Source organism: Pontibacter mucosus (genome assembly GCF_003054055.1).
Taxonomy (GTDB): Bacteria; Bacteroidota; Bacteroidia; order Cytophagales; family Hymenobacteraceae; genus Pontibacter; species Pontibacter mucosus.
The window spans coordinates 283,711-307,319 of record NZ_QBKI01000006.1; the positions used below are offsets into that span (position 1 = coordinate 283,711).

General features: G+C 55.1%; 17 protein-coding genes. 10 read left to right on the forward strand and 7 right to left on the reverse strand.

Features of this window, described 5'->3' with window-relative positions:
• Positions 1-79: 79 nt before the first annotated feature.
• Entirely contained in the window at positions 80-1,387 is a 1,308-nt protein-coding gene (locus tag C8N40_RS13415; protein WP_108212280.1) for a PQQ-dependent sugar dehydrogenase, read from the reverse strand.
• A 323-nt stretch (positions 1,388-1,710) separates the two neighbouring features.
• Between C8N40_RS13415 and C8N40_RS13420 the strand changes: the two genes are divergently transcribed.
• Positions 1,711-3,099: an FAD-binding oxidoreductase gene (locus tag C8N40_RS13420; RefSeq protein ID WP_108212281.1), complete on the forward strand. Its 1,389-nt coding sequence runs from the start codon at positions 1,711-1,713 to the stop codon at positions 3,097-3,099.
• 117 nt (positions 3,100-3,216) lie between these two features.
• A complete protein-coding gene (gene dinB, locus C8N40_RS13425) occupies positions 3,217-4,299 on the forward strand; it encodes a DNA polymerase IV (RefSeq protein ID WP_281259525.1) in 1,083 nt (360 codons plus the stop codon).
• Between the two features lie 1,499 nt (positions 4,300-5,798).
• Here dinB and C8N40_RS13435 read toward each other — a convergent pair.
• The 5 genes from C8N40_RS13435 to C8N40_RS13455 form a co-directional block, all read right to left on the reverse strand.
• Positions 5,799-6,701, reverse strand: coding sequence for a hypothetical protein (locus tag C8N40_RS13435; protein WP_108212283.1), 903 nt, complete (start codon positions 6,699-6,701; stop codon positions 5,799-5,801).
• A 98-nt stretch (positions 6,702-6,799) separates the two neighbouring features.
• Positions 6,800-7,165, reverse strand: coding sequence for a hypothetical protein (locus C8N40_RS13440; protein ID WP_108212284.1), 366 nt, complete (start codon positions 7,163-7,165; stop codon positions 6,800-6,802).
• A 3-nt stretch (positions 7,166-7,168) separates the two neighbouring features.
• Positions 7,169-8,638: a cellulose synthase family protein gene (locus C8N40_RS13445; protein ID WP_108212285.1), complete on the reverse strand. Its 1,470-nt coding sequence runs from the start codon at positions 8,636-8,638 to the stop codon at positions 7,169-7,171.
• Positions 8,638-10,182, reverse strand: coding sequence for a 4Fe-4S binding protein (locus C8N40_RS13450; RefSeq protein WP_108212286.1), 1,545 nt, complete (start codon positions 10,180-10,182; stop codon positions 8,638-8,640). The genes C8N40_RS13445 and C8N40_RS13450 overlap by 1 nt, the downstream gene beginning before the upstream one ends.
• Positions 10,183-10,190: 8 nt before the next feature.
• Positions 10,191-11,576, reverse strand: a complete 1,386-nt coding sequence (locus C8N40_RS13455) for an NAD(P)/FAD-dependent oxidoreductase (RefSeq protein ID WP_108212287.1) — start codon at positions 11,574-11,576, stop codon at positions 10,191-10,193.
• Between the two features lie 628 nt (positions 11,577-12,204).
• On the opposite strand from C8N40_RS13455, the gene C8N40_RS13460 reads away from it, so the two are divergent.
• From C8N40_RS13460 to C8N40_RS13495, 8 genes are all read left to right on the forward strand, one after another.
• Positions 12,205-12,894: a TIGR04282 family arsenosugar biosynthesis glycosyltransferase gene (locus C8N40_RS13460; RefSeq protein WP_108212288.1), complete on the forward strand. Its 690-nt coding sequence runs from the start codon at positions 12,205-12,207 to the stop codon at positions 12,892-12,894.
• A gap of 129 nt (positions 12,895-13,023) precedes the next feature.
• Positions 13,024-16,041: a TonB-dependent receptor gene (locus C8N40_RS13465; RefSeq protein WP_245905118.1), complete on the forward strand. Its 3,018-nt coding sequence runs from the start codon at positions 13,024-13,026 to the stop codon at positions 16,039-16,041.
• A 354-nt stretch (positions 16,042-16,395) separates the two neighbouring features.
• Positions 16,396-17,613, forward strand: coding sequence for an ABC transporter substrate-binding protein (locus C8N40_RS13470; protein ID WP_108212290.1), 1,218 nt, complete (start codon positions 16,396-16,398; stop codon positions 17,611-17,613).
• Positions 17,576-18,454 carry an ABC transporter permease subunit gene (locus C8N40_RS13475; RefSeq protein ID WP_108212291.1) on the forward strand — a complete coding sequence of 293 codons (879 nt, stop codon included), beginning with the start codon at positions 17,576-17,578 and terminating at the stop codon, positions 18,452-18,454. Before C8N40_RS13470 ends, C8N40_RS13475 begins: the two co-directional genes overlap by 38 nt.
• Positions 18,447-19,208, forward strand: a complete 762-nt coding sequence (locus C8N40_RS13480) for an ABC transporter permease (RefSeq protein ID WP_108212292.1) — start codon at positions 18,447-18,449, stop codon at positions 19,206-19,208. The genes C8N40_RS13475 and C8N40_RS13480 overlap by 8 nt, the downstream gene beginning before the upstream one ends.
• Positions 19,208-19,945 (forward strand): ABC transporter ATP-binding protein, encoded by a 738-nt coding sequence (locus C8N40_RS13485; RefSeq protein ID WP_108212293.1) that lies wholly within the window; start codon positions 19,208-19,210, stop codon positions 19,943-19,945. Before C8N40_RS13480 ends, C8N40_RS13485 begins: the two co-directional genes overlap by 1 nt.
• On the forward strand, positions 19,942-20,883 hold the full coding sequence (locus tag C8N40_RS13490) for a radical SAM protein (RefSeq protein WP_108212294.1): 942 nt from the start codon (positions 19,942-19,944) through the stop codon (positions 20,881-20,883). Before C8N40_RS13485 ends, C8N40_RS13490 begins: the two co-directional genes overlap by 4 nt.
• 681 nt (positions 20,884-21,564) lie before the next feature.
• Positions 21,565-22,068, forward strand: a complete 504-nt coding sequence (locus C8N40_RS13495; protein ID WP_108212295.1) for a hypothetical protein — start codon at positions 21,565-21,567, stop codon at positions 22,066-22,068.
• A 1-nt stretch (position 22,069) separates the two neighbouring features.
• Here the strand turns inward: C8N40_RS13495 and C8N40_RS13500 are convergent, their stop codons facing one another.
• Positions 22,070-23,608, reverse strand: coding sequence for a sensor histidine kinase (locus C8N40_RS13500; RefSeq protein WP_108212296.1), 1,539 nt, complete (start codon positions 23,606-23,608; stop codon positions 22,070-22,072).
• Position 23,609 lies beyond the last annotated feature (1 nt).

A 23,609-nucleotide genomic window follows, 5' to 3' on the forward strand; every position in this document is an offset into this window, starting at 1 on the left:
AGCTTGTTTATTAGTGGTTACTAGGCCTGTTTATACGTTGTTACCTTAGTCGTTGGTCATCCTCGCCAGAGCTATACTTTTACCGGGCGGTCACGCGCCATACGGTGTTGCCATCATCGTCGGCTACCAGGAGCGAGCCATCGGGCAGCTCGGCCACGCAAGCGGGACGGCCGTATACTTCGTTCTTTGCCGCATCCGCTATAAAACCGGTCAGGAAATCCTCGTAGCTTCCGGTAGGCCTGCCATTCTGGAACGGCACGAATACCACTTTGTAGCCGGAAAACTCGCTGCGGTTCCAGGAGCCGTGCTGGCCTACGAAAGCGCCGTTTCTATACTTCTCCGGAAACTTGTTGCCCTTGTAAAATGCCAGCCCCAGGGAGGACGTATGGGAGCCCAGCGGCAGATCCGGCACGATTGTTTTCTGAACCAGGTCAGGCCGCTCGCCTTTGCGGCGCGGGTCTTCGTTCTGCCCGAAGTAGGCATACGGCCAGCCATAGAAACCGCCTTCCTGCACGCTGGTTAGGTAGTCGGGCACCAGGTCATCGCCCAGGTTGTCGCGTTCGTTGACGGCTGTCCAGAGGGTGTTGGAGCCGGGAGCCCAGTCCATGCCCACCGGGTTGCGCAAACCGCCGGCGTAAATGCGCTCGCCGCTGCCATCCGGGTTAATCTCAAGTATAGCAGCCCGTCGCTCCTCTTCCTGCATGCCATACTCGCCTACGTTGCTGGCAGAGCCTACTGATACATAAATCTTGGAACCGTCCGGGCGGGCAATCAGGTTACGCGTCCAGTGGTGGTTATAGCCGCCAGCCGGCAGGTTCAGAATCTTCTCCCCTTGCCCTGTAATTTTGGTCTGGCCCGCCTTGTAGGAATAGCGCAGCAGCCCGTCGGTATTGGCCACGTAGAAATAGTTGTTGAGCACCAGCATGCCGTAGGGCTGATTCAGGCCCGTCAGAAACACCTCGCGCAGCTCGGGTTTGCCATCGTTGTTCGTATCACGGAAAATGGTTATTTGGTTGGCGCTCTTCTCCTTATCATCCGACTCCACCACAAAAATATCGTTGTTAGGGGCCACGTAGATGTAGCGCGGGTGTTTCAGGTCGCCGGCAAATTTGGTAACGGTAAAACCAGCCGGTGCAGTTGGGGTTTTGCCCGCCGGCCAGCCAATGGCTTTGCTTCTTTTCTCGGCACGGTGCGTGGTATCCGGTGACGGCAGCTGCACGTTGGCATTGTTTTGATGCAATAGGGAGTCAGTGGATCCGGTGGCACCAGCTACTGCCGTGGTATCAGAGTCTCCTTCCTCCACCGTCCGTGCGGACTCGGAGCAGCTGAATAAGGTTATACTTCCAAGCAAGGCTACCAGCAAAACGTATAGATGCGTTATTTTCATAGTCAGGTTAGTTGTTTGGTTTTTTTAGGTAATTCCTATAAGGCGTGTTTGCCTTAGCGATAAAAATCACATTATTTTTAATCCGTCTGGAGGAAGCCAGGCAAGGAAGCAGCTGTCATTTTACCCACGCTCTGTAGGCCTTCAAAGGCACACCATCTCCCCTGACGCATTTTCCGGAAAGCCAATTCCTGCTGCCTTTTTACACTCGTATACTGTAGTGACAATCAATTATTTATTGCACCTTAACCAGTCGTATTGGCAGCACCCCCATCCCCCAAGCCCATTGCTGTGTTAGGGTGCATGTTTAAAAAAGGGAGGCCGATATGGTGGAGGAAATTAACATTCAACAACTGAAGGCAAGTATGCGGGGCGCTGTGCTACAGCCCGGCGAAAGCGGCTACGACGAGGCCCGCAAAGTATACAACGCCATGATAGACAAGCGCCCCCGCCTCATTGCCAGGTGCGAGGACGTGGCCGATGTAATCTACGCCGTAAACTTTGCCCGCGAAAACAACCTGCTGGTGGCCATCAGGGGCGGCGGGCACAACGGCGGCGGGCTGGGCATTTGCGACGACGGCCTGGTGATTGACCTGTCGCATCTGAACGGGGTGCAGGTGAACCCGGAGAAGATGACGGTGCGGGTGGAAGGCGGCTGTACCTGGGGCAAAGTAGACCACGCTACGCATGCCTTTGGCCTGGCAACACCCAGCGGCATTATTTCCACCACCGGCGTAGGCGGGCTTACGCTCGGGGGCGGCATCGGGCACCTGACACGTGCTTATGGCTTAACCATTGATAACCTGCTGGAGGCGGATGTGGTGCTGGCCGACGGCAGCCTGGTAAAAGCAAGCGAGACAACCCATGAAGATCTCTTCTGGGCCATTCGCGGCGGCGGCGGCAACTTTGGCGTCGTAACCTCCTTCTTGTTTAAACTGCACCCGGTAAGTATAGACTATGGCGGCCCGATGATGTGGGAGCTGGACCAGGCGAAGGAGGTGATGCAGTGGTGGCGCGACTTCATACTGGAGGCACCAGAGGATTTGAACGGCTTTTTCGCCTTCGTACAGATACCACCCGTAGCACCTTTCCCAGCCGAACATCATAACAAGATTGTAGGCGGTGTGGTGTGGTGTTATACCGGGGATCCGGAAAAAGTGGAGCAGGTCTTCGGCCCCATCCGAAGTATGGCTCCCCAACCTATCGTTGATTTGGTGGGCCCGATTCCGCACCCGGCCTTGCAAAGTATGTTCGACCCGCTTTACCCGCCCGGCCACCAATGGTACTGGCGCGCCGACTTTGTAAAAGAGATCAGCGATGAAGCTATTGATCGCCACCTGGAGTTTGCCCGCAAACTACCAACGCCACAATCCACCATGCACCTCTACCCCGTCAACGGCGCCGCGCATGAACTGGGCAAAGATGCCACGGCCTGGAGCTACCGCGACGCCAACTGGGCGCAGGTCATCGTCGGTGTAGATCCCGATCCGGCCAACAAGGAAAAAATTACTACCTGGACAAAGACCTACTTCGATGCCCTACACCCTTACTCAGCGGGTGGCGCGTATGTTAATTTTATGATGGAGGAAGGGGACGAGCGCATCCGGGCCACGTACCGCGACAATTATGACCGGCTGGCGCACATCAAGTATCAGTATGACCCAAATAACCTGTTTAAGGTAAACCAGAACATCAAGCCGGCGGTACCGGCTTAGGTATGCAATCAGGGGTTCTCCGGGCAGAGTGGCTCCATTGAAAGTATGGCAAAGGGGTGACAGGCGCTGTACTTCCTGCAGCGGTTTTTGTACCTTTGCAAGTATAAAAGCCATACCTTGGAACAGCCCATCCGCAAGATCATCCACATCGACATGGACGCCTTTTTTGCCTCCGTGGAGCAGCGCGATAACCCCGAGCTGCGCGGCAAGCCTGTGGCCGTGGGAGGCTCCAAAGCGCGGGGCGTGGTGGCCGCAGCCAGCTACGAGGCCCGCAAGTATGGCGTGCATTCGGCATTGGCTTCCAAAATAGCAGCCCAGCGTTGCCCCCAGCTTATCTTTGTGAAAGCCAGGTTTGACGTGTACAGTGCCGTGTCGCGGCAGATACGGGAGATTTTCTACTCCTACACCGACCTGGTAGAGCCGCTCTCGCTCGACGAGGCCTACCTGGACGTGACGGAAAACAAAATCGGTATGCCCTCAGCCAGCATCATCGCCAAAGAAATCAAACAGCGGATTCTGGAGGAAACAGGCCTTACGGCCTCGGCAGGCGTGTCGTTCAATAAGTTTCTGGCCAAGATTGCCTCCGACATGAACAAGCCCAACGGCTTTACGCTCATCACGCCGGATAAGGCCGAGGAAGTGGTGGCAGGCCTGGAAATTGAGAAGTTTCATGGTATTGGCAAGGTAACCGCGACCAAAATGCAAAGTATGGGCATCCTGACCGGGGCTGACCTGCGCCAGCGCACAGAGGAGGAACTGGTACGCCACTTTGGCAAAGTGGGCCGCTACTATTTCCGCGTAGCCCGCGCCCAGGACGAGCGCGAAGTACAACCACACCGCATCCGCAAGTCCATCGGATCGGAGCGCACCTTTGATAACGACCTGACAGAGGAGGACGACATGCTGGAGCGCCTGCAGCACCTCTCCGAAGAAGTGGCCCAGGACATGGCCCGCCTGCAGGCTACCGCCAAAACCTTGACGCTCAAGATAAAGTACTTCGATTTTACGTTGAACACCCGCAGCAAAACCTACCTGAGCGAGTTCAGCTCCACCGATGCCATTTATACTATTGCAAGAGAACTTCTGCGCATGCCGCAACTGCCGCCCTACCCGGTGCGCCTGCTGGGCATCTCTGTCTCCAGCCTCACTTACCAGCACGACCGCCTGCGGGAGGGGTACCAACTGACGCTGGAGTTGTAGGGGAGAAGTGGGTCCAACCACCCTATACAAGTATAAACCAGTCCTAAAAACAGGGTTTAGCTTTTACAGCACCGGGTCCAACCACCTTTGCCCCTCCTTGGCTAAGGCTACGATTAGGACCCAAGTCCATTGCTGCTTCAAGTTTACAACTTGGAGCTATTTTGGGCCAGTTTTCAACTGGCGTACGTATAACATGCCCGCTATAAGTACGCGCTCGAACTGAGAATAAGCCTCGTTGGTACTCCGGGCTGGAAACCTAAAGTATAAAAATGCCGCTGCTATAGTGGTCTCCAAAGCGTATCCCCTACAAAACAGGAGAGAGTTGTACTCGTCTCTTTTTGTTATCCTGAAAGGATCTTGTAGGAAGAAGGGTAAAGCCGTGGCTACTGGTGAAGTATAGTTTTCATAGTTATTGTATTCCGACCACCCATTTCCCCTTAACGCTACGCTCTCAAGCTTCAAGCCATCGCTTTCTAGCTTTAGGCTAAAGACCTCGCGGTGTCCTCAGGTCCCGCGAGCGTCTGGTGCGGGCTATACTTTGTCTGCATCAGGATTTGCAGGATTTTGGGATGAGCAGGATTTCTGCCGTGCCGGGTCCAACCACCCCTTTATCCCCTCAGAGCTACGCTCGCTACCTTCGAACTCCCGTTCTCGGTAGTCTAAGGAGGGGAGCCTGTAGTTACGGTTGCTGAAGTATAAATTCCATAGCCTCCGTTCTCGCGCGGACAGGTCGCGACCTGTCCCTACCAAGTATAAACCCATACCAGCCCCTCCGAGGAGGGGAATTCTCAGCAGGCGATTTGCATTCCCTGCCCCTTCAAAGGGGGACTTTAGTTATTATGTTCTACCGAAACTGTCCCCTTGAGGACAAGTGAGACAAGAGTCGAAACTTGCGACCAGAGCTCAATAGGGGTGTTTACTTTTAGCGAAAACTTTTACCACTGGCTTTACACCCCTGTAGTCCCCTCAAGGGGACAGTAGTAATTGCCGTAGCTATCGATTCCGTTCCCAGCCTTGGGGTCGAGCGCCTCGAGAGGCTCCGGTGCCGAGCGACAGCGAGGCAGCCCGAGGTACGAGGGCAGGAAGCGAAAGCAGCGCGATACCCTTATCGAGGGCCCCTACCCCCAAGGCGAGGCCCCCCGGCCTGGGAGGGAGCCAAGTTGGAGATGCAACGATAGGTTGGTGGGAACTAGAGGAATAGTGGTGGTTTGAAAGGATAGCTTGGTTTAAGTGGAAGGAAGCAGCGGCTAGGGAAGTATAAACCGTAAATTATAAAGTATAGCCAAAGTATAAGTGTGGCTCTTCAAGCCAGTTGATTTACAAACCCAACATCATACATAGGCACGGGTTGCAAACCCGCGCCAGCAAGTGGCCTGCAAGTGAATGGAAGTATAGCTAAGTGAAAAGCATAGCCAAAGTATAAAAGTATGGCTTACGCGGACTAAGAAGTCCGCAGCAGAGCAGGTTCCGGACAAGGATGTCCGGAACAGCGTAAGCAACTACTCTAACTTCAATTCCCGCCGTAGCGACTCATCCTCATTTCTGTTCTTGGTCCAGTAATCCGTTATCATTTTAGCTTTGCGGGTGGCACGGCTGGTTTCCTCCTGCCCGTTTTTCAGCTTATGTACCTCTTCCCAGCCGGCAATTTCGTAGGGAAAGGCCGTCGTATAGAAAATGCGCAGGATGCGCGGATAGGTTTTATAGGTTACCTCGAGCACCTTCAGGTTAGCCGCCGGCATGCCGCCCATGCTTTCCCGGGCCTCTATGATTTCGATGTCAGCCTCCTGCGCTTTCAGCGGCTCATGCGTCAGGCGCTGGTCCAGCAGGGCCGGGATGAGGCTTACCTCCCCCTTGGGCACCAGGTCAGGATTCATACGCAGCACGGTCCAGAGGTTATCTTCCGGAACAGCATCGAGGGTGAAGTGCTGGTCGCTTTCCTGCTCGAAGTAAGAAAACAGCCGGGCATCATACTTGCCGCTCTTGCGGTTTAACTGCGTAAAGGTCTGCCCGCACCATTCCTGCACGCTGGCCGTCACCTTCACGGCCGGAACATGGTCGTAGACGGGCGTAAAGACGGAGAGCATCATCGAGTACGGGTAAATGCCGGTCACGAACTTCTTGGTGAGGTTCAGCTTCAGCACCTTCTGCGCGTCGTCTTCATTGGCCTCCGGGTTATCGAGCTTTACCTGGTTCTTTCTGGAGAAATCCTCAGTCACAAAAATCAGCACCGCCTCTCCGTCACGCTTCTCGCCGTAGCGGTACTGCTCTAAATTATAGGAGTTGATTTCCGCCTTCCCTTGAAACCAGTAGGCGCCAAAGGCATCGTAGTCCATGTTGCGGGAGCCACCCGATGTGCAGCCGGCTAAAAGTATAAACAGGGAAAGGTACAGGAGCTTTTTCATCGTGGTAATTTAAGGGCTTTGAGCAAAGTGCCTCTATGTAATTTATACTTTGAGTTCGAAAGAAAGAGCACAAGCGGACGCTTTCGCAATGCAAAATTTCATACTTCAGGCACCCGCTGCAGCACCTGGTTCAGCCGGTTTTTCAGCACATCCAAGGACTCCATGCCATCCAGTTCCTCCGCCGTCAGCAGCACCTCCACCTTGCTATTCTGCTGCAGGGCCACCAGTGGGTATTTGTTGTACACCTCCGTGTGCTCCCACTCATTCTTATAGATAAACTCAAACTCGTAAGGCAGTGTTTTCAGGTACTCCGCCCACTCCGGAAACATGGTGTAGTTGCCGTAGGTCAGGGCACAGAGGCTGCAGGGGTAGGTTTTGGGCGAGATAATCTTGTGCGCGAAATCAACCAGCTTGTTAAAGAAGCCTGTCTCGGCATTGTATACGAAAAGCAGTTTTGGCGGCATGGCTCAGGCGTGTTTGTAAGAACGTACGGAATGATAAAAAACGAGCAGGTACCCCACCGCCAGCATGCTGTGGAAAATGAGCATCACATACTCTCCTTGCACCACACTCCAGGTAGCTACAGCCAGGAACAAAAGCCCCAGCAAGCCCTCCAGATAAGTAGTAAGGGGCATTTTCAGGTGAAGGTAAAAGTTCTCCTGCCAGGTATGTTTTCGCGCCTCCAGGTTAAACTTCGGGGTGCGGATAAAAGGGGATTTGCGGCCGGTCCAGCCCTCCCACACCGCCACGGCATTGTGCAGCGCCATCCCCATCGACACCGACAGGAACAACGGGTAGTACAGCACAAAGCCAACAACACGGTTCCTACCTGTGGCCTTGCCCAGGGCATCGGCCTGAAAGTATACCAGGCTGATCACCACAAAACTCAGCAACATCACCCTTGCTACCTCCAGAGCTTCAGGGGGCAACTGGTGGTTTACCTTCGCCCAGAGCAGCGGTATACTGGCCAGCGAGGCCAGCAGCACCGCCACAAATACGGCGCTATTGAGCAAGTGCGCCAACGCGTGGTACTTGGTTTTAGCAGATTTTCCGGAGTTTAACACAGAGCCCAAATGCTTTACAGCCACCTCTGCTCCGCCCTTGGTCCAGCGGAACTGCTGCGACTTCAGCGCGCTCATCACGGGCGGCAGCTCCGCCGGAGACTCCACCTCGGGCAAGTATAAAAACTGCCAACCCTTTAGCTGGGCGCGGTAGCTCAGGTCCAGGTCTTCGGTCAGGGTATCGTCCTGCCAGTTGCCGGCATCCAGAATGGTGGTTTTGCGCCACACGCCGCCTGTACCGTTAAAGTTGATGAAGGCGTGCTGGCTGTTGCGGCCCACCTGCTCGATAAAGAAGTGCGCATCCAGGGCCAGGGCCTGCAGCCGGGTAAGGATGGAGTAATCCATATTCAGGTGCGTCCAGCGGGTTTGCACCATGCCCAGCTCGGCGTTGGAAAAGTATGGAATGGTCTGTTTCAGAAAGCCGGGTTGTGGGGTAAAGTCTGCATCAAAAATGGTGATAAACTCCCCTTGGGCTAGTTCCAGGCCATACTTCAGGGCGCCTGCCTTAAAGCCGCTGCGGTCGGGGCGGCGGATGTGCTGCAGGTTCAGGTGTGGGTACCGGGTAATCGTTTCCCGGATGATGTCCGTGGTCTCGTCGTCGCTGTCGTCGAGCAGCTGAATTTCCAACTTGTCTGCAGGATAATCCAGGGCGGCCACGGCATCGATGAGGCGCTCCACCACATACTTTTCGTTGTACACCGGCAGCTGCACCGTTACCGGAGGCCATACGTCTGGGGCAGGCGGCGCTGGCCTATTGCCCTGCTTGCGGACCTGCCGGAAGCGGTACAACAGGTGCGCCTGCGCGACGCTGTATAAAAGTATAAACAGCATGGCAAGCCCGTAAACCAGCAGGCAAAGTATAAGCAGTAGGTTCATTAATTCAGCACTTTGATGGATTCATTTCCGGTCAGGAAAGGAATGTCGGTGATGCGGCCCTGCTCCGGCCCGTTTTCCAGTTTCAGGACACCACGGGGGCACACGCTGGCGCAAATACCGCAGCCCACACAGGAAGCCCGTACAATGTTTTGTCCCCGCTGCGCATACCAGCGCACATCAATGCCCATTTCGCAGTAGGTAGAGCAATTGCCGCAGGAGATGCACTGGCCCCCGTTGGTCGTGATGCGGAACCTCGATTTATAGCGCTGCACGATACCGATGTAGGCGGCCAGCGGGCAGCCAAAACGGCACCACACGCGGTTGCCCATCAGCGGGTAAAAGCCCACACCCACCACCCCGGCAAAGGCAGCCCCTATCAGGAAGCCGTACCACTGGTGCAGCATGTCAGTGGACTGCTTCAGAAGTGCAAATTCGGTAAAATAATTGGCAATGGTCAGCAAGGTGATGACAGTGATGATAACAAGTATGGGGTACACCATCCAGCGTTCCACTTTCCAGGCTTTCAGGGACTTGTCGGAGAGGTGGCGGTAGGGGTCGCCGGCGGTTTCGGCCAGGCCGCCGCAGCCACACACCCAGCTGCAGTACCAGCGCTTGCCATAGAAATAGGTAAACAGCGGCACGGCCACTATAATCAGGAGTATCCCCCAGATAAACAGGAACAGGCCCGCGCTGCCGCTGCCCAACATGCTGGCTACGCTATACTCAAAGAAAAAGTCGTAGTCGAGTGGCCAGATGTTTTTCAGGTCGTACCAGGGCAAATTCAGCACGACCAGTATCTCCGGAATCAGGAAAGCAAAGCTTAGCTGGAAAAACATCACCGAGGCGGTGCGCAGCAGCTGGTAGTTGTTGCCTTTATACTTGCGGAACATCCGCACGCCCATCACCAGAATAGCCAAGGTATAAATCGTACCATACAAAAACCACTGACTGGCCGGACCTCCGGACAAAGTATAACTTAGCGGGTCCACCAGCAGGGCCCAGTTCACGATATACTCCGGGTACCAGTAGAGCAGTACATAAATGGCGGTTAAGTACACGCCAATCGTTATCCCCACTACGCCACGTGATTTGTTTGAGGAGAACATGACGCCGTTATTCTTCACGCCGGCCGGCTCGCCCCGGTACTGCGGCAAGATGTAGAGCAGCGCGCCGGCTGCCCCCACTATAATCGTCAGGAAGAGCAAAAGGAGCTTGTTGTTCTCCACAAAGCCCTGACTGGCTACTCTGGCGAGAGCAAAGGCATAGTCGTCCCAGATGACGCGGTCCCACTGCTGGCTGCGCTGCTGCTCCTCATTGTAGTTATCCAGAAGGCGGTTAAAGTCGGTGGCGAAGCTGAAGCTGGACGAATAAGTTTCACCCAACATTGGCTGCAGCTCCTGCCGCAGCACCTCCACATGCTCTTGCTTCACCGACTCCTGCAGCTGCGCCTCCGTTAGCCGGAACTGCCCCATAAACAGCAATGCGTTAAAGAGCAGCAGCGCTAGCAGGAAAATACCCAAGCCTAATTTCTGTATCGCCTTCATACTTTAATCTACCTCCAAAAGTAGGACAGCAGTCCTTTCTTTTCTTTCTTTTCCGGCTCCAGATTCGTGCCGAATTGCTCATTATAGGCCTGCAACATTTCGCGGTGATGCCTGTCAGAAAACTCCGGGTCGAAGTTAGCCTGGTCTAGCTTTACCAGCACCTGTTCCACCGTCCAGTTTTCCCGCAGCGCCTGGTCGAAAAACTCGTGGCGCAGGCGCAGGCCCAGGCCGTTTACCCCGTGCAGGCGTTTATCTTCTCCATTAAACACAGCCCGGAAAGCGATTATACCGTCGGCATGCTCCCAATAAAACGAATCTACCGGCTGTTTCCAGCGGTTTGGTACCATGCCGTACGTCTGGTACTCGATGTCGAAGAACTTGGCCGAGTTGAACCAGGGACCGGGGTTATACTTGACAGGCTGGTGCGTGAGGCTGTGGGCCAGTGTTTCGCCGTGCATGCGCCCGGTGTACCATACCTGTTCTATACTTTGGCGCTGCGGCACCGGCACGCGGTACTCGGCACAGTCGCCAATGGCAAATACATTAGGGATATTGGTGGCAAAATGCTGGTCTACCAAAATGCCCCTGTTTACCACCAGCTCCGTGTTGCGCACCAGGTCGATGTTCGGCTGCACACCTACCGCCAGCCCCACAAACTGACAAGAAATCTCCTCTCCTGCCGTCGTCACTACCGCACTCACCCGACCAGTGCCATCATCGCGTATCTCTTTCAACTCAGTATTCAGCCGCAGGTCCACGTGGTGTTCGCGCAGGTGCCGCATCACCAAATCCGACTCTTCTTTGGGAAGTATACTTCGCCAGAAGCCCTCTTCCCGCACCAGAAAAGCGACTGGTATATTGCGGCTCAGCAGCATTTCGGTCATCTCCACTCCTATCAAACCACCCCCCACTACCACAGCGTGCTGGCAGTTAGCAGTGTTGTCGTTCATCATCTGCAAATCCTGGTACGAATACAGCCCCTGCACCCCCTGCAGCCCCTGTCCGGGCCAGTCAAACTTGTTGGGTTTCGAGCCCAGCGCCAGAATCAGAATATCATACGTGAGTGGCTCCTGTTGCTGTAGCTGCAGTTCCTTTTGCTCAAAGTTTATACTTGTTACCCAGTCGTGCACGAGGTGGAGGCGGTTTTTCTCCCAGAACCAATCTTCATAAGGCTTGGTATGCGCATAGGTCATGTGGCCCATAAAGATGTACATGAGCGCGGTGCGGGAGAAGAAATGCTCTGTTTCACCGGAGATGATAGTGATGTGTGCCTCGCTGTCGCGCTTGCGGATGTGGCGCGCGCAGGTGATACCCGAAATGCCGTTGCCGATAATGACAATGCGGCGCCCCGGGGTCCGGATGCAAAAATCACCTGTTGCGTGTGGCTCTCTCATCGAATAGCGCGGCAGAAGTATGACTGCCTACTCAAATTTACCTTAATTTCCCTGTTGCTGCTGTATATTTATACAATAAAGAAGAATAGGTGGTGTTTTGTTGGAGGTTTTTAGTAATAGAATGGGGAGTTATGCTTTATATTATCTGCCCTGCCTGGCGCAAGCGTCCGTTTGTGCCCTCTAGTAGCCGCTGCTTCCTTTAGTTTGAACCAAGCTATCCTTTCTAGCTTCCGTTCATCCTCCAGACTAACATACCTACCGTTGCATTTCTGGCTTTGGAGCTCTCAAGCCCGAGAGGGCTCGTTTTCCTGCTCGGCGCTGGGAGCTTTTCCTGCCCTCGTACCTCGGGCTGCCTCGCTGTCGCTCGTCACCGGAAAAACTCGCATAGGCGCCTCACAGAAAAACTGGGAACAGGTTCGATAGCCGCTGCTAACGGAGCTTGAATCAAACACCCTCCCCTGTTTTTAGGGGAGGGCTGGGGTGGGGTAAAAATTCCCCGCCTTAGACAAGGAGGGGCCAGGGGTGGTTGGACCCGGCTCTACCCCACCAACTCCCCACCCAGAACCAATATCGAATTAACCCTATATTTGTAGGAACATTTTGCAGGGATTCCTGTAAAGTATAGGAGTTGAAGTCTGCACACGCACATACCGCTGTTTTGCTGTTTACCCGTACCCCTTCCGAAGAGGCGCAGGTAAAACGCTTTTGCCACAACCGTAGCAAAAGCGAAGCTATCGCAGCAAAGCTCATCGACCATACCCGGAAATTAGTGCAGCAGGCAGGGCTCCAACTGGTAATTATCGATTCTTCGCGGCAGCAAGGCCATACGTTTGGCGAGCGGCTGCACCATGCTTTCAGCCAGACTTTTGCACAAGGGTATGAGCAGATTATCTGTCTCGGTAACGATACGCCAGGCCTGACACCAGTCACATTACGTGCCGCAGCCGAAGCGCTGCAGGAACAGGATTTCGTGTTCGGGCAGGCAACAGACGGGGGTGTGTATTTGATGGGGATGCACTGCCATACGTCGCCGCTACTGGATTTCTCGGCCATCTCCTGGAACACCTCGCTCGTATTTGAGGAGCTCTGCGAGCAAACAGCTGCAGCCACCACCGCTATACTTGCGCCCATACTTGCGGATGCCGACAATGCTGAGGACATCCTGGTGCTGAGTGTGCAGCATACCCTAGGCAAATTGGCCGCCTGGCTGCGTGAGCTGCTGTTTGCTGTCAGATTATTCTTTACAGCTTATACTTCCTGCACCCCACAAACCACACCTGTTGCCACCGGACTGCGTGGCCCGCCTGTTAGCTGTTAATCCCAACATGCCACTTAGCTCAAAGTATAGGCTATACTTTGAGCAATCTCTCCTGTTTTACTTTATCAGCTAACACGCTTTTACATGCGCATGCGCTTTCTTTTACTTTTACTGGGGTGCGTCCTTCCCATGGCTGCTGCCCTGGCACAAGGTGCCATTGAGGTAACGGTGCTCAACCCAAAGCTGGAGCCGGTGCCACAGGTGCAGTTGACAGCTTCCAACGAGGCCATTGGTTTTAGCGCCACCCGCACCACCAACAGCAAAGGCATTGCCACCTTCAGCGGACTCAACACCGCCGGTGCCTATACCATTCTTTCTGCGGAGAACGAGACCTATACATTTGTTTCTTCTGAGCCGATTATACTTCGCTCCAACTTTACCCGCACGGTTACGCTGGTGCTGCCGTTTAAGCGCGAAGTAAAGCTGCAGGGTGTGACCGTGTATGGTCCCAGCACCACGCGCATCAACCTCTACAATGCCGAGGTATCGTCCGAGATGCGGATTTCCGAGATTCGGGAGCTGCCAGTGGAGGGGCGTGATGTGTCCAGGATGCTGTACCGCCTGCCCAACGTCACGCAGGCCACAGGCTTTTTCCCCGAGGCGCCTAACGTCAGTATAAACGGGGCTAACCCGCTGTTCAACAACTACCTTATCGACGGGCTGGACAACAACGAGCAATTTTTAGGTGGCCCGCGCTTCACGATGCCAATTGGCTTTGTGCAGAACGTATCGGTGCTGACAAACAACTATTCGGCCGAGTTTGGCAACACGGGCAACGGCAACATCAACATCACTTCCAGGTCAGGCAGTAATAAACTGCAGGGCGAGGCATTTTTCCTCACCCGTCCCGGCTTTCTGGATGCCTCCTCTCCTTATGCCCAGCGCGATTTGTCCGGCAACCAGGTGAAGGACGGCTTTCAGCGCTACCAGGCAGGCTTTGGTGTGGGCGGCCCTATCCTCCGGGACAAGACCTTTTACTTTCTCAACTACGAGCACACCACCGACCTGAAGGATAATATCCTGCGCAGTCCGGCTTTGGGCGTGAACGAAACGGTGCGTGGCAAAAACCACTTTAACTACCTCTCCGGCAAAATCGACCACTACTGGAGCCAGCGCTTCCACTCGGCGCTTCGGGCAAATGTGGGCATCGTGGGCATCGGCCGGCAAGCGGGAGGTTTAACGGGAGGCCTGAACTTTCCCTCCGCCGCCAGCGACCAGGTGCGCAACTCCTTGAATCTGGCCAACACCAACGTCTATACTTCCGGCAACCTGACGCTGGAAACGAACCTGCAGTATGCCCGCTTCCGCTGGGATTATGTGCAGCCCGAAAACCCTGCGAGCCCCGATGTGACCGTGCTGGGCCCTACCGGCGAGACCGTGGCCGTGCTGGGCCACCCGGGCTACGCGTTCGAAAGTATACAGCATACCTGGCAAGCGCAGCAGAAAGCCACCTGGTCGCGGGGCAGCCATACCTTTAAAGCCGGAGCCGAAATCCTGAGTACCGCTCACGCGCTCTTTGGTGGCGGCAACCCCAACGGCAGCTATACCGTGCAGCTCACGCAGGGACAACCGGAGCGCTTGCGCGCAGCTAACCCGGGCTCAGGGCTAAGTATAAATGATATTCCTTCGGATGTGCTGGTGACCCGGTATGCTGTGGAGCTGCGGCCGACTTCCTTTGGCAAGCGGCAGAACATCTATACGTTATACCTAGAAGACCAACTACAAGCCACCGAACGCCTGAACCTGAACCTCGGCCTGCGCTACGACTACGACAACCTCTCCAAAGGCGGAAACGAGAAGGGCGATTTCAACAACCTGGCGCCACGGCTTAGCTTTAACTACCAGCTCACGCCTAACAGCACCCTCCGCGGCGGATTCGGTTTGTTTTACGACAAGATTCTCTACACTGTCTACAGCGATGCCCTGCAGCAAAACAACAACTCGGAAGCCTTTAAAAAGCAGCTTTCCTACTTGGTAGAGCAAGGCATATTACCGTCTGATACCGACCTGGACCGTGTGACTTTTAACGGCAACCTGACCGTCGGCCAAAGCAACAATGCCGGCTTGCCCTACGGCTACCTGCAGGGGCCGCCAGCCGAAAGTTTTGCTAGTCAGCGCAACCTCTTCAGCAACGAGCGCCGCATCCTCAACCCCAACGGTTACGATAACCCCTACACGCAGCAGTTCTCCCTGGGGTACCAGCTGCAGATGACGCCGCAGCAGCTGTTTTACGTGGACCTGGTATACAACCGCGGCCGCAACCTCTTCCGCACCGTCAACCTCAATGCCCCCGCCGCCTGGGACTACCACCGCAGCCAGGAAGAAGGCATTGCGCGCAGCAGCACCTGGGCCGACGAAACGCGCCCGCTCCCCATCTATGGCGACTACGCGCTTATGGATGGTGAGCGGGTGGAAGGCGTGGCCCAGAACCTAGTAATGACCGAATCCGGGGGAGAAAGTAACTACTACGCCGCCAGCTTAAACCTGCAGAAAGACAAAGCTGACGACAAGTTCTCCTACCGCCTGATTTATACTTTGTCCTACCTCGAAAACAACACTGAGGACATCAATTTCCGGGCGATGGATGCGAACAACTTCGAAGCCGAGTGGGGCCCGAGCATCAACGACCGTCGCCACGTCATCAACGCCATTTATACTTACTACCCGGTGCAAAACCTGACGCTCACCGTGGCGGCGCTCCTGCAAAGCGGCCAACCCATCAACCGCATACCGGATGCCTCACAATACAAGGTCGTGGACCAAGGTGGAAACCCTGTGTTGAACAACAATGGCGACCCGATTTTCACTAACGATTTGAACGGTGATGGTTCTGCTTTTGGGGATGCCTATGTCGGCAACTCTGACCGTCACCCCGGCGAGGAACGCAACTCCGACCGTCTGCCCTGGTCCAACACCTTCGATGCAAGTGTGCAGTATTTCATACCTTTCGGGGCGGATAGAAGCAGCGGGCTGGAAGTGCGGGCGGATGTGTTCAACCTCTTCAACGCCGAGAACCTGAGCGGCTACAGCAACAACGCTACGCAGAGCAACCAGATTCAGGTGGGTCCGGCCAGCAGTGGCGTGCTGGTGCGCCGCAACGCCGCCCCGCCAAGGCAGTTTCAGTTTGGGGTGAGGTATGTGTTTTAGGAGTTTGAGAGTTTGGGAGTTTAGGAGTTTAGGAGTTAGAGAGTTAGAAAGTTGGTATACATGGCGCAAGTCCGTTATTCGGTAAATAAATCGCTATCGCTCTTTCGGACTTCCAAGTCCGAAAGCAAGCTGAAGGGGACTTCCATGTCCCCACACTGATTATGCGGATTCGGGAATCCGCAGCAGAGGGTGTTCAGGTTTGAGGAGTCCCGAACAGCTAAACAATGCAAGTCACAGACTTGCTTCAAGTACAGCCACAAGTTGCGCTTGCGCTAAACTTACGGCATAAAGTACAACATTATAAATCTCCCCCCTTCCCTGTTTTTAGGGAAGGGGCTGGGGGAAGGGTAAATCATGAAAGACCTACGCATATTTTTACTACTCATCACCTTCCTGACCTTCGGTTGCGGGAGCGATAAGCCACAAGAGCAGCTGAACGTGCAGGAGGCGGATTGGGCAAGTATAGAAGCCGCGGCCAAAGGCACTAGTGTGCAGCTGATGATGTGGCAGGGCGACCCGCTCATCAACAAGTACATGCAAGACTACGTGAAGCCGCAGCTGCAGAAGCAGTATGGCATCACGCTCGACATCAATTCCGGACAAGGAAAAGACATTGTGGGGTTGGCTTTGGGCGAGAAGGAGACAGGCAAAACCGTCAGCGAGATGGATGTGGCCTGGATAAACGGTGAGACCTTTTACCAACTTCGCCAGCTCGACGCGCTGTACGGGCCCTTTACGGAGCTGCTGCCTAACAACCAGTACGTGAACTGGCAAAACCCTTTTATTGCCCGCGATTTTCAGCAACCGGTGGAAGGCATGGAAGCGCCCTGGGGCAATGTGCAGCTGGCCTTTATTTACAACGCCGCGAAAGTACAGACGCCACCCACTTCCTTTTCGGAGCTGGAAAGCTACATCAAAAATAACCCCGGCACTTTCACTATTCCGAACGAGTTTACCGGCATGACCTTGCTAAAATCCTGGCTGATAGCCCTGGCCGGAGAGGAGGAATTGGCCGGTAAGTTCGATGAGGCAAAGTATAAAAAATATAGCCAGCAACTCTGGCAGAAAATCAACTACCTGAAACCATACTTCTGGAAGCAGGGACAAACCTTTCCGGCTACGCTCTCGCAGCTGCACCAGCTCTACGCCAACGGCGAGGTGAACTTTACCTTCAGCAACAACGACGGCGAGGTGGACAACAAGATTTTGCAGGGCGTTTTTCCCGAGAGCTCCCGCGCCTATGTGCCGGAGCCGGGCACCATCCAGAACACGCACTACCTTGGCATCTTGAAGAGGTCAGGTAACCTGCCGGGGGCGCTGGTGGTGATAAACTTTCTGCAGTCGCCGGAGGCGCAGTACCGGAAAGCCAGTCCCGAAGTATGGGGCGACGGCACGGTGCTGGCAACGGAAAAGCTGCCAGCCGAATGGCAGGAGAAGTTCCGCAACATCCCCGCCCGCCGGCATGCTCCCGACCGCACTGCCATTCAGGACAGGGCTTTTGAGGAACTGGCACCCGAGTATATGATAAGATTGTATGACGACTTTAGGACAGCAGTTATCGAGCAAAACTAAGCCAGGCGCCGGAGTATACCTGCGGGCTTTTTTCCTGTTGCTGGCGGTGCTGCCGGTGGCAGGCGGGCTGGCGTATGGCCTGGCTTATAGCTTCGGTCTAGCGGGTGCGCTGAGTACTGGTTTTACGCTGCAGCATTGGCAGCAAGTATGGAGCAGTGGCGCTTTGCTACACTCATTGGCCTACAGCTTATACATTGGTCTGGTGGCTATTTCCATCGCCACAGCCGCTGCCTTGTTCCTGGCTTTATACTTTCAGAAAAGCCTTCGCAGCGGCTCGCTCAGTTACTTTTTATACTTGCCCCTCACGATTCCGGCCATGGTGATGGGCTTTCTGGTGTTTCAACTTTTCACCAAGTCGGGGCTGGTATCACGCGTAGTGTATCAATCAGGATGGATATCGGATTTGCAGCAGTTTCCCAGTCTGGTGCACGATACCTTGAGTTTTGGGATTATCCTAGCGCATGTGCTGATGGCCGTGCCCTTTCTGACGCTGCTCTTCCATGCCATTTACCGGGAGCAAAACCTGGAGCCACTGCAGGAAGTATCGGCTAACCTGGGCGCCGGCAAATCATACTTTGTCAGGCATATCGCCATCCCCACGCTACTTAAAACCGCTGCACCCAACCTGCTGTTATACTTTATCTTCATCCTGGGCTCCTACGAAATTCCGCTCCTTATCGGCAGCCAGCAACACCAGATGGTGTCGGTGCTGGCGGTGCAGAAGTTCCAGCGCTTCAACCTCCTCGACATCCCGCAGGGCTATGCCATCAGCGTGGCTTTTACCCTGTTTGTGCTGCTCCTGCTTTCTATCAGCTTTAAAAAACTGCAGCGCCATGCTTAGAAAAACCCTTACCGCTATACTTATCGCGGCTATCCTATTGCCGTTCCTCTTTTTCGGGATGCTATCGGTAGGGCAGGCCTGGTTTTACCCCAGCATTTTGCCGCAGCGCTTCACCCTGAGCAACTGGCAGGAGCTGCTGGTGGGGCAAAGCGAACTGCAGGTAAGCCTGCTGCTCTCGCTTCTGCTGGGTATGGGTGTGGCTATACTTTCCACCTTGGCAGGCTTTGTTATCAGCAAGGAAATTGCCCGGGCAAAGTATAAAAACCGCTGGCTGCTGCTGGCTTACTGGCCCTTCGTGCTCTCGCCGGTGGTGCTGGCCATCCTGGTGCAGCGCTTTTTTCTGTTAACTGGCATGAGCGGCGAGGTCATTGGCGTGCTGTTGGGTCAGCTTATATTGGCTTTTCCGTTTGCCGTGATTTTCTTCCAGAGTTTCTGGACCCAGGAGGTACTGCAACTGGAGCAACAGTCGCAAACGTTGGGTGCTTCGGCGGTTTATACGTTGCAGAAGGTGTTGCTACCCCTGGCAAAGCCACTGCTGCTCATCTGCTTTTTCCAGACCTTCCTCATTTCCTGGTTTGAGTATGGCCTGACGCAGTTTATCGGTTTGGGCAAAATAAAAACACTGACTATACTCGTGTTTAAGTATGTGAACGAGGCGAACATATTTCATGCGGCGCTCGCCTCACTGCTCCTCATGCTGCCCCCTGCCCTCTTGCTGTGGCTGAATAAAAAATTTGTTTTTAGAGGAATCTGATGCTGACCATCCAAAACTTACATAAAGCTTATCACACGCACACCGTCCTCGACCAGGTATCGCTGGAGCTGCCGCAGGGGCAGGTGCTGGCGGTGCTGGGCCGCTCGGGTTGCGGCAAAACCACCTTGCTCAAAGCCTTGGCCGGACTGCTGACGCCAGACGCCGGAAGTATAAACTGGGCCGGGCAAAGTATGGATGCCGTGCCGCCGCGCGAGCGGGAGATGGTATACCTATTCCAGGAGCCCCTGCTGTTTCCGCACCTCACAGTGTTTGAGAACATTGCCTATGGTTTGCGTGTTCGGAAAGAGGCGGAGACCCACGTGCAGCAGAAGGTAGCGCAAATGTTGCAGGAACTGGAGTTGCAGGAGCACGCGCAGAAAAAGCCCGCGCAACTGTCGGGCGGGCAGCGGCAGCGGGTGGCTTTTGGCCGCGCCATCATCTTTCTGCCGCGCGTGCTCTTGCTCGATGAGCCCTTTGCCAGCCTCGACGCCCAGACCCGCGCCACCATGCAGCGGCTGTTTCTGCGCCTGGCCCGAAAGTATGGCATTACCGCCCTGTTTGTGACGCACGACGTGAAGGAGTCGCTGCTCGTGGGCGATCGGTTTGCCTACATGGCGGCGGGCAAACTGCAGGTTTATACTTCCCGGGAGGCCTTCATCGCAGACCCGCAAACAGGAGTGCGCGACGAACTGGCCTTCTGGAGTGCGCTTGAACAGCAAACCCCTTATCAACCATGACACAAGACTTCCACCATATCGAATCGGTTTACTGGGTGTTCACCCAGCTCTGCAACGACCACTGCGACCACTGCTATAACAATTCCGGTCCACACGGCGAGCGCATCTCGGAGGAGGAGTGCATGGCCATTATCGATAACCTGCCCCCGAGCATGGGGCGGCTTATACTATCCGGTGGAGAACCCCTGGCGGATAAAAAGCTGCTCTACGCCATCCTCGACCGCCTGCAGGAGCGCTACCAGGGCCGCGTGCAAATCATGCTACAAACCAACGGCGACCTGCTGAACGAGCAGATACTGGACACCCTGCTGGAAAAAGGCGTCACCCGCTTCGACATCTCCAGCATTGACCGCTACCACAAACACGCCGGCGCCCGCCTGATGGAACTGGCCGAGATGTTCCATAGCCGCGGCGTGAACGGCGACGACAAAGACCCGCTCATCGAAAAAAGCACTTACATCACCAAACACAAAGCCAGCTGGGGCTACTGGGGAGCCACCATCGATATGTGGCTGGGCGGCAACTGGGCCCGCGGCCGCGCCTACGAAAAAGGCATCTGGAAACAGGACCCAGAGCATAACTTCTGCGCTATCCTCTCCGGCGGCAAAGGCTTTCTGACCGGTGCCGATGACATCCCGCAGGAAATCTCCATCCAGCTCTGGAAGATAAACCCCTGCTGCCCCGGCACCCGCATCCCACTCGGCGATGCCCGCACCGAAAAAGTGGCCGACGTGCTGCAGCGGGTGTCTAAATCGGAAATATGGCAGAAGATAAACGAAGGCAATCCCCTGGCTCTGGGCGAAAATATAGGCATATCCCAGGAGTACGCCCGCAAGCGGACAGCCCAGCTCAAGAACATCTGCCTCTGGTGCGATGAGTTTTTTGAGAAGCATTATCAGGGGGGGAAAGTGGAGCGCGGTTGTTGTGGGTGTAAGTAATCCCTCCCCAACCCTCCTCTTTTGTCCAGGGCCTCTATCCTTTTTGCTGTTCCGGACTTCTTAGTCCGGAACTTCTTCTGCTGCGGACATCCTTGTCCGCGTTTCTACAATACCGGGTCCAACCCCTCCTTCCCCTCCTTGGCCAAGGAGGGGAGCCTGTTATTTCTGTAGCTAAAGTATAAGTGCTGTAGCAAACGTTCTCGCGCGGACAGGTCGCGACCTGTCCCTACAAGTATAAACCCACCCCTGCCCCTCCGAGGAGGGGAATTATCTGCAGGCGATTAACATCCCCCTACCCCGTTCGAAGGGGGACTTTAGCTGAAGCTCCGTTAGCCGTGGCTATCGAACAGCTTCCCAGCCTTTGGGCTGAGCGCCTTCTAGATTTCCGGTTTCGCTTCAGCGAAATTGCGACGTCAGGAGCAAAGGAAATGTAGACAGCGCGATGCCCTTATCGAGGGCCCCTTCCCCCAAGGCGAGGCCTCCCGGCCTGGGAGGGAGCCAAGTAGGAGGTGCAACGAGACGTTTGTGGGAACTAGAGGATGAACAGCAGCTAGTAAGTATAGCTTGTGTCCAGTTGCGGGAAGCAGTGGCTATGAAAGTATAAACCAGCAAGTATAAAGCTCAGCCAAAACACAAACCTCCCCTACAGAGTAAGTATAAAACCTACTAACCTGAAAAGCTATGCGAACAGACAAACCAACAACAGAAGACACCACAGCAGCCCGGGTAGCCGGGGCGATTGGCAAAGGCATTGTAGCCGGGCTTATCGGGACAGCCGTGATGACCATTGCCCAAATGATTGAGATGCAGCTGAGCGGACGCGAATCCAGCGATACGCCTTACAAGGCAGCGAAGAAAGTGTTTGGCGTGAAGGCCGAAGACGAGGAGTCGAAGGAAACGGTTAATAACCTGATGCACTTTACCTACGGAACAGCTTGGGGCATTCCAAGAGCCTTGCTGGCGGAGTTTGGGAGTAGAGGCGCTGCCGGCACGGCCACCCATTTTGGAGCTGTTTGGGGCGCGGCTCTCCTCATGCTGCCATCACTAGACCTGTCGGAACCCGTAACGGAATGGGAACCAGAAGCGGTTGGCAAAGATGCGCTGCTGCACGGAATTTATGCCGTTGCCACGGGCCTCGCCGCGGATGCACTGACAAGCAAGGTTGACAAAGATAAGGAAGCCTAAGCTACACAGATGCTTTCACCGGCAGGGATATCGTGAACGTACTGCCCTCGCCCTCTATGCTTTGCAGGGCTATACTTCCGCCGTTGTTCTGCACGATGCGCTTGACGATGTACAGGCCAATGCCGGTGCCTTTAACGTGCGTATGCAGGCGCCTGAAAAGCTCGAACACCTTCTCCTTTTTCGACGGTGGAATGCCCAGCCCATTATCTTGTACCTGTAGCAGAAAGTTGCCTCCCTCCTGCCAGGTTCTAATGAGGATGTGTGGTACGCGGTCGGGTGAACGGTATTTAATGGCGTTACTCACCAGGTTGTAAAGTATACTTTTGAAATTCCGCTTCGAGAAGTATAGCTGCGGGGCGCAGGAACAATCCACTTCAATCACAGCGTCAGCGGCTTTTATATCGAACGAGATCAGCTGCTTTACCTCCTCCACCAGTTGCGCCACCTGCAGCAGCGTGGCCTCCTGCTCAAAGCTTTTCTGGATGCGGGCCACCTCCGTCAGGTCCTCCACCGTGTTTTTAAAGCGCTGCACCGATGCCTTGATATGCTCCAGTTCCTGCGCCACCTCCTGGCGTTTGTTGCCCAGGCCTCCTTCCAGCAGCTCTACCAGGCCCTCAATGTTGAGTATGGGCGCTTTGAGGTCGTGGGAGGCAGTGTAGATGAACGTGTCCAGGTCGGCATTCAGGCGCTTAAGGTTTGTGTTCATCCGCTCCAGCTCCTCCAGGTGGGCCTGCGTGCGCTGCTGCGAAAGCATGGTGTCGGTAATGTCGTTGATGATAAGGATTTTGAAGTTCTCCCGGTTACGGTCGTCCACCTCTGCCAGTGAAATCTCCAGGTACTTTGGCCCGGCAGCCAGTGGTAACTCGAACACGCGCTTGGGTTCTGTGATAGGGTGCTGGTTGACGAACTGCTCTACCCGTGGCTGCACCTGCTCCGGGAAGAGCGCCAGCAAGGGGCCGGATAAAATCTCACGCTCCGTTTTGCCGAAAAGGTGGGCCGCATAGGCATTAATCGTCAGTACCTTGCCATACTTTGATACCAGCGCCGCGCCGATAGGAGCCTCCTCCAGCACGCGGGCCGTATAGTCGCCGCGCACCTTCTCCAGCGCCGCCACGCTAAAGTCCAGGTCCGGCCCGATGGACTTGCGCAAGGTCTGGAAACTGCGCCGCTGCTCGGTGCGCTGCGCCGCGTCCTGTACCATGGCCGCCAGCCGCTCCTGCACCGTGTTGGCTACGCATACCACCGTCGGCCCCACAAAAGGCGAGAACTGCAGCGACTGCTTCACCCGCACATAGTTGCGCTCATCGTTTATCAGCAGCACCGACAGGTTTTTGTCGCGGGCATAAGCTTCCTGCGCTACCCGCACCGGGTTATTCGTCTCCTCGCCTACCAGCAGCGCCCCATACTTTTTGAGGTTGCCATCCATTTTCCGTACCTCCCCCTCTCCCACTTCCTTAAACACAAACTCCTGCCCCTGCAAGTGCTCTTGCAGGAGGTCGAGTGTGTTAGGGTACAGTCCGGTATGGAGAATCTCAGTCATG

Bases quoted from the DNA above. Each gene is read 5' to 3' on its own strand.
- C8N40_RS13475 (WP_108212291.1), top strand. From the start codon at position 17,576: ATGACGACTTTAGGACAGCAGTTATCGAGCAAAACTAAGCCAGGCGCC.
- C8N40_RS13470 (WP_108212290.1), top strand. From the start codon at position 16,396: ATGAAAGACCTACGCATATTTTTACTACTCATCACCTTCCTGACCTTC.
- C8N40_RS13420 (WP_108212281.1), top strand. From the start codon at position 1,711: ATGGTGGAGGAAATTAACATTCAACAACTGAAGGCAAGTATGCGGGGC.
- C8N40_RS13450 (WP_108212286.1), bottom strand. From the start codon at position 10,182: ATGAAGGCGATACAGAAATTAGGCTTGGGTATTTTCCTGCTAGCGCTG.
- C8N40_RS13455 (WP_108212287.1), bottom strand. From the start codon at position 11,576: ATGAGAGAGCCACACGCAACAGGTGATTTTTGCATCCGGACCCCGGGG.
- C8N40_RS13465 (WP_245905118.1), top strand. From the start codon at position 13,024: ATGGCTGCTGCCCTGGCACAAGGTGCCATTGAGGTAACGGTGCTCAAC.
- C8N40_RS13445 (WP_108212285.1), bottom strand. From the start codon at position 8,638: ATGAACCTACTGCTTATACTTTGCCTGCTGGTTTACGGGCTTGCCATG.
- C8N40_RS13495 (WP_108212295.1), top strand. From the start codon at position 21,565: ATGCGAACAGACAAACCAACAACAGAAGACACCACAGCAGCCCGGGTA.
- C8N40_RS13485 (WP_108212293.1), top strand. From the start codon at position 19,208: ATGCTGACCATCCAAAACTTACATAAAGCTTATCACACGCACACCGTC.
- C8N40_RS13490 (WP_108212294.1), top strand. From the start codon at position 19,942: ATGACACAAGACTTCCACCATATCGAATCGGTTTACTGGGTGTTCACC.
- C8N40_RS13500 (WP_108212296.1), bottom strand. From the start codon at position 23,608: ATGACTGAGATTCTCCATACCGGACTGTACCCTAACACACTCGACCTC.
- C8N40_RS13440 (WP_108212284.1), bottom strand. From the start codon at position 7,165: ATGCCGCCAAAACTGCTTTTCGTATACAATGCCGAGACAGGCTTCTTT.
- C8N40_RS13415 (WP_108212280.1), bottom strand. From the start codon at position 1,387: ATGAAAATAACGCATCTATACGTTTTGCTGGTAGCCTTGCTTGGAAGT.
- C8N40_RS13480 (WP_108212292.1), top strand. From the start codon at position 18,447: ATGCTTAGAAAAACCCTTACCGCTATACTTATCGCGGCTATCCTATTG.
- C8N40_RS13435 (WP_108212283.1), bottom strand. From the start codon at position 6,701: ATGAAAAAGCTCCTGTACCTTTCCCTGTTTATACTTTTAGCCGGCTGC.